6 protein-coding genes are annotated in these 6120 nt (G+C 40.0%); 5 read left to right on the plus strand and 1 reads right to left on the minus strand.

Translation table 11 applies throughout. The features are described from left to right. The 5 genes from AC33VI_RS14900 to AC33VI_RS14920 all read left to right on the plus strand — a co-directional run. The coding region (locus tag AC33VI_RS14900; RefSeq protein WP_491783054.1) for a Mur ligase family protein at nucleotides 1-657 on the plus strand (657 nt) is incomplete at its 5' end. Nucleotides 658-752: 95 nt separating this feature from the next. Then, entirely contained in the window at nucleotides 753-2123 is a 1371-nt protein-coding gene (locus tag AC33VI_RS14905; RefSeq protein ID WP_491783055.1) for a hypothetical protein, read from the plus strand. A 92-nt stretch (nucleotides 2124-2215) separates the two neighbouring features. Beyond that, on the plus strand, nucleotides 2216-2596 hold the full coding sequence (gene rbfA, locus AC33VI_RS14910; RefSeq protein WP_491783056.1) for a 30S ribosome-binding factor RbfA: 381 nt from the start codon (nucleotides 2216-2218) through the stop codon (nucleotides 2594-2596). A gap of 24 nt (nucleotides 2597-2620) precedes the next feature. Then, nucleotides 2621-4300, plus strand: a complete 1680-nt coding sequence (locus AC33VI_RS14915; RefSeq protein WP_491783057.1) for a glycoside hydrolase family 3 N-terminal domain-containing protein — start codon at nucleotides 2621-2623, stop codon at nucleotides 4298-4300. A gap of 182 nt (nucleotides 4301-4482) precedes the next feature. Continuing rightward, nucleotides 4483-4725, plus strand: coding sequence for a DUF4327 family protein (locus AC33VI_RS14920; RefSeq protein WP_491783058.1), 243 nt, complete (start codon nucleotides 4483-4485; stop codon nucleotides 4723-4725). A 175-nt stretch (nucleotides 4726-4900) separates the two neighbouring features. Here the strand turns inward: AC33VI_RS14920 and AC33VI_RS14925 are convergent. Continuing rightward, on the minus strand, nucleotides 4901-6120 hold a 1220-nt coding region (locus tag AC33VI_RS14925), incomplete at its 5' end, for a pentapeptide repeat-containing protein (protein ID WP_491783059.1).

Below are 6120 nucleotides of genomic sequence, written 5' to 3' on the forward strand. Positions count from 1 at the left end.
CTCAACTATCAACCTACAGGAGTTAGTGGCATCTTGCATACCCCCGCAGGAGAAGTAGCTTTTTGCTCTCCTTTAGTCGGTCAATTTAATTTAGCCAATTTGCTCGCTGCTACAGGTGCGGTATTGGATTTGGGAGTAGAGTTAGATATTATTGCTCAAAGTCTGCCTAACTTTGTTGGCGTACCTGGAAGAATGGAACGAGTACAACTAGAACCCAACCAGGATATTAACGTCATCGTCGATTACGCTCACACCCCCGATAGTCTGGAAAATCTACTTAAAGCTTCCCGTCCTTTCATCAGTGGTAAAATGATTTGTGTCTTTGGTTGTGGGGGAGATCGCGATCGCACCAAACGTCCTTTGATGGGGAAAATTGCCGCAGAATTAGCCGATGTAGCGGTAGTTACTTCTGATAATCCTCGTACGGAAAACCCCGAACAAATCTTGGAAGATGTGGTTGCAGGAATCCCCGATACTATTACTCCAATTGTAATTGCCGATCGCGCTCAAGCGATCGCCACAGCAATTAAAGACGCGAACCCTGGAGATGGGGTATTAATTGCTGGCAAGGGACACGAAGACTATCAAATTTTGGGTACGGAGAAAATTCATTTTGACGATCGCGAACAAGCTAGAAAAGCATTAGGCGATCGTTAGAACAGTTGGGACAGTTGTGAAGCCAACAATGTTTTAGGTATCTCAATTGTCCTAAGATTAAACTTATCAGACGATGAAATGCCGTTGAGGGAATTATGAATATAATCAAACAGAGATTGTTAGCTTTATTGGTTTTATTTGCTGGATTGAGATTATCTTTGCCAGTATATCAGTATCTTTTGCAACATTTTCCCCGATGCCACAAAGGGGTTGATATAGCAAGAGCAACCAAAGATGATAATCTGCTTGAGGGGTCTCATTTTCCCGTTATACCTCCCAGAAGTTTAGCCGAAGATGCGGAAGTGTTTTTTGTCTCTGGTTATCAAGGGGAGCGAAACTTAAATAGCGATCGCGTTACGGTTAATATCGATCGCCCCCATCAAAAAGTATTGTTGGTTTTGAGTAGTTATGAAGCTATTGATTGGCAAGTAATAGCTAGTCCTTCTACAGAAATAGCAGGGGTTTTAGTTAGTTCTTATTATCCTTCTACGGTAATCGGCGACTTAGATCCTCAAACTGTATTTCCCGTCGATCTTCCCTATTCTTATGAATTAGAAAATCGCAAAACAGTCGAATTATTGCAACAACTCAATCTTTGGTTCGATCTTTATCGTTTGGATGGGTTTCGCGGTAGCTATAGTTTGCCCAGCTATATCAATATTACCCAGATAGATTATTACAATCCCGCTTTGACTCTTCGAGGATATCCTCTAGAACAACCTCCAGCTAATTTTAATTTTAATGTTTATGATCGCCACTATCGACCTATTACAGCACCTCTGAATCATGGAGATAGTTTTCAAGAAGGTCAAATTACCAAAAATATTATTTCTCAAATTGGTATAGCGATCTCCCCCGACACCAGAGAAATATACCAAATAACCGACACGGGCATTAAAATCATCGATCGCCAAACAGGTACTACATCCGAATTTCCCTTACCCCTTAATTTCCCCGAACTTTCTTGGGGAATGGATATTGCTTACGATAGCAGTCGCGATTTGGTTTCCCTAGTTTCTTTAGGCGGAGACGGTTATTTCTATCGTTTTGATGCTCGACAACGGCGTTGGTTGGATGTTCGCTCTTTGAATAATGTCGATTTAAAATCCCTAACTTACGATCGCGCTGGCGATCGCTATTTAGCTTGGGGTGAAAATTATTTTGGCGACGGAGGAAACTTATTTTATCTTTCAGCAACGGGAGAATTGTTATTTGAAGAAAATATTAGCGATCGCTTGCCAGGATTTTATCGACTATACGATCGCCATAATGAAATGACTCCCCCAGTGGAAATCGTAGTTCAAGATGATCGTCTGGCTGTAATAGCTCGCGATCGCCAACGTCCCGAAAATTGCTATAATAATTCGATTAGTTCTGTTTGGCATTACGATTTTGACCTAAACACTAGTCAACTTACCTATAAATCTCCCCAAAATCTTACTCGATTCTGTTTTTATGGCGATTAAATAAGCGGGAAATATCGCTAAAATGAGGGATGGTGTAATTGCAAGAATTAGTTGCACCATGAAGAAACAATCTAACTAAAAATACTAATATTATGGCTAATAGTCGTCGTGTAGCTCGCGTAGCCGCACTAATCAAGCGGGAAGTGAGTCAAATGCTACTGAGTGAAATTAAAGACGATCGCGTTGGTGCGGGAATGGCAAGCGTTACCGATGTAGATGTATCGGGAGATCTACAACACGCCAAAATCTTTGTCAGTATTTATGGTACAGACGAAGCTAGAGAAGAAACTATGGCAGGTTTAGAATCTTCAGTAAACTATGTCCGCAAAGAATTGGGCAGTAGAATGCAACTGCGTCGCACTCCTACGATTAAGTTCATTGAAGATCGTTCCTTAGAAAGAGGAGACAGTATGCTCGACTTGCTCAATAAAATCAGTCAAGAACGAGAAAATAAAGCAGAAACTGTGGAATAGATAATTAACTAATAATAATTAAGCATGAACTGGGAAAGCTTATCTCTCCAAGAACAAATCGCCCAGACAATTGTAGTTCGAGCTTCTGGTTACTTATTCGACCATCAGATTCGCTATCCTGCTTGGGAGGCGAATAACACTCAATTACAACAGTGGTTAGAAGAATTAAATCTGGGTGGAGTAATTCTCTTGGGGGGAAGCAGCGTCGAGTTACAAAAGCGATCGCAACAGCTTCAGTCTTGGGCAAAAACCCCTTTATTTATTGCCGCAGATATCGAAGAAGGCATCGGACAACGTTTTCCTGGAGGGACTTGGTTTCCTCCCCCAATGGCACTGGGAGCAATATATCAGAGCGATCGCCATTTAGCTCTATCATACGCTCGGCAAATGGGAGAGATAACCGCCCGCGAAGCTTTGGCAGTGGGTCTTAATTGGTTGCTCGCTCCTGTGGTAGATGTTAATAATAATCCCGATAATCCTGTAATTAATATTCGGGCTTTTGGGTCAGATCCTGAAGTGGTTTCGGCGTTGACTGGGGCTTTCATTGCTGGGGCGAAGTCCTACCCCGTCCTAACTACCGCCAAACATTTCCCAGGACATGGAGATACGGCGACAGATTCCCATTTGGAGTTACCATCATTACCCCACGATAATAACCGTCTGGCAACGATAGAATTACCTCCCTTCCAAAATGCGATCGCAGCAGGGGTAGATAGTGTTATGTCAGCCCACCTTTTAATTCCAGCCTGGGACAAAGATCGACCCGCTACTCTCTCAAAAGAGATTATTACCGATCGATTAAGAAAACAATTAGGTTTCTCGGGTTTAGTAGTTACCGACGCTTTAATTATGGGCGGGATTGCCAACTATGCTAGTCCAGAAGAAATTGCGGTGATGGCGATCGAAGCAGGAAGTGATATTTTATTAATGCCCGACAATCCCGAAGTTGCGATCGCATCCATTTATGATGCGGTCAGATCGGGGCATATTAGCCAACAACGGCTTGAAAAATCTTTAGAACGTATTTGGCAAGCTAAATGGAGACTGGGAGGCAAGGGGACTGGGGGGACTGGGAGACTAGGAGATTGGGAGACTAGGAGATATTATCCCGCGAAGACGGGACTAGGAGACTGGGAGACTAGGAGACTGGAAGATTGGATTGATGATTTATCGACTTTGGAAGCGAGAAAGACGGTTAATTTGATTTTGCAGGATTCTTTAAAGAGTTTTGACGCTCCCATAAATCCTAGTTCTACTAATAATCCCTGCAATTTAATTGTGGTAGACGATGTTTTAAATGCCAGCTATTTAGATCTTAATAGTCCTGCCGTGGCAATTCCCCATCGACTGGGCTATCAGAGAAAAATAGTCGATGCTAATACTCTTAATTTGATGGCGATCGATTCTCGCCCTACCCTACTACAAGTATTTATTCGTGGCAATCCTTTTCGGGGAAATGCAGGTTTGACTCTTAACGCCCAACACATATACCAAAAATTACTGACTGAAGGGCAAATAGAAGGAATAGTTATTTATGGTAGCCCGTATGTATTACAGTGGTTCAAAGAAATTATCGCAGATCGAACATCTTGGGTATTCATTTACGGGCAAATGCCTCAAGCTCAAGCGATCGCCTTGAAAGCTTTATACAATCTTAATCTCGATGGGTTAGAATTTAAAACAATGCAGAATTTTGGCTTTTAAAATTGCTAATAATTATCAATTATGTAGCTAAGATTAAGTTTTAGATTAAAGTTTTTTATATTACAAATATTTTGTTATTTTAGATACAGCGGAAATAAGATTTTATTAGGTAATCAACTTCGAGATAGTTTATAGTGGTATCAAGATAGTTAAATAACAAATACTAAACACGGTGATAAGACATGACAGCTGCTACTGCATCCCCTTTCGTTTCTACTAGATATTCCATCGATACTTTAAAAGACGAAGCGCGACAACTAATGGAAATAGGAATGGTTAGTCGCCAACAATCTATTTATACTCTTTGTAAATATATTCCCGCTCGTGAATGGGTCGAAATTGAATGCGAACTAGAAAGATGTGACTATCTACTTAGAGATCCCATTGGCGATCTTATTTCTGATGACACTTGGGAAAACGACTAGATAAATATTTGCCTAGATTAGTACTAAGTTATCTGAGCAATATTTCAGTTTTAGGATAAACCACTCTGCACCGATATTATCCCTTCATCAGGTAGGTTTTATAAAGGGGGGAAGCAAAGATTTTAATATTAAGCTAGAAAATACCCCCTTAGCTTTTAGTAAGAGTTGAAACTGGTTAATCGATCGGAATTAACTGCTCTACTCTATTTTTCCAAGATAAAAGCTTCTGCGATAGTTCTTGTAAAGAGAAGTCGGGATTTTGGTTCAAAAACACATAGCCAGCTGCGATCGCACTTGCTATTATGCCCAAGAAAAACAAGCCAGAAATATTTTTTTTGGTTTTAGGTAGGTTTGGTGTTTCTACCGTAGTTACTTCAGGCTGGCGAGTTAAGGTAGCAACTGTTTGGGAAGTGGCTGGTTTATCCTCGATTGTAGCAAGGCTACTACGAGAATCTGCTACAACTGGTGAGGTAGATTGAACCTGATGACCAATTATCGACTTTAATTTAGCTCCTTTCAAGTTAGCTTTTTGAAGATCGACACCATTAACATTCGCTCCAGCTAGGTCTGTATTGGTCAAATTAGCTCGATCTAAATTGCTATGACGCAGAATAGCATGACTCAAATTGGCATGGCTTAAATTTGCTTCAGCAAAGTTCACCCCTTGAAGATTGGCATTACTTAAATCCACACCACTCAGATTTTTTTTAACAGCACCACGATTGACAATTTCCCATACCGAATGCCATTTGAGATCGATCATGGTTTTATGGCTAAACTTAGCTCTTCTCAATACTGCAAATTTTAATTCAGCATCCTTAAAATAAGTCCCGCAACATTTTGCGCCACTAAAACAAACTTTGGTTAAGTTAGCTTGACTAAAATAAGCATTTCTCAAGTCGGCATTTTGTAAATTCGCATTAGTTAGGTTGGCTTTGAAAAGATAAGCATGACTAAGATCTGCACTATTAAGATTGGCATTTTCTAGCTTGGCATGGCTCAAATCAGATTTGCATAAATTAGCTCGAAATAAATTAGTATTTCTTAAATCTACTCCATTAAGATTTTTATCTTCAGCTTGGTTATTAACAATTTCCCATACAGTACGATATTTCCTAGAAATTATCGTTTTGCTATTGAGTTTAGCTTGAGAAAAAATACTGTAATCGAGGTTAGCTCCTTTTAAATTTGCCTGTTCTAAATTAGCTGCTAAAAAATTTGCTCCTTCTAAATTACTGCCAATTAATAAAGCTTTTGCTAAATTAGTATTGCTAAAATTTGCTCCTTTTAAGTTGGCTCTGGGCAAATTAATACCACTTAAATTTAGATTGCTTAAATTGGCTTTTTCTAAATCTGGAACTACTCTTCTATGATTTTGATACCATCGATTCCAAG

This window comes from Waterburya sp. (assembly GCF_058530065.1).

Excerpts from the sequence above, each read along its gene's own strand:
- AC33VI_RS14905 (WP_491783055.1), top strand. The coding sequence starts at position 753 with ATGAATATAATCAAACAGAGATTGTTAGCTTTATTGGTTTTATTTGCT.
- rbfA (WP_491783056.1), top strand. The coding sequence starts at position 2,216 with ATGGCTAATAGTCGTCGTGTAGCTCGCGTAGCCGCACTAATCAAGCGG.
- AC33VI_RS14915 (WP_491783057.1), top strand. The coding sequence starts at position 2,621 with ATGAACTGGGAAAGCTTATCTCTCCAAGAACAAATCGCCCAGACAATT.
- AC33VI_RS14920 (WP_491783058.1), top strand. The coding sequence starts at position 4,483 with ATGACAGCTGCTACTGCATCCCCTTTCGTTTCTACTAGATATTCCATC.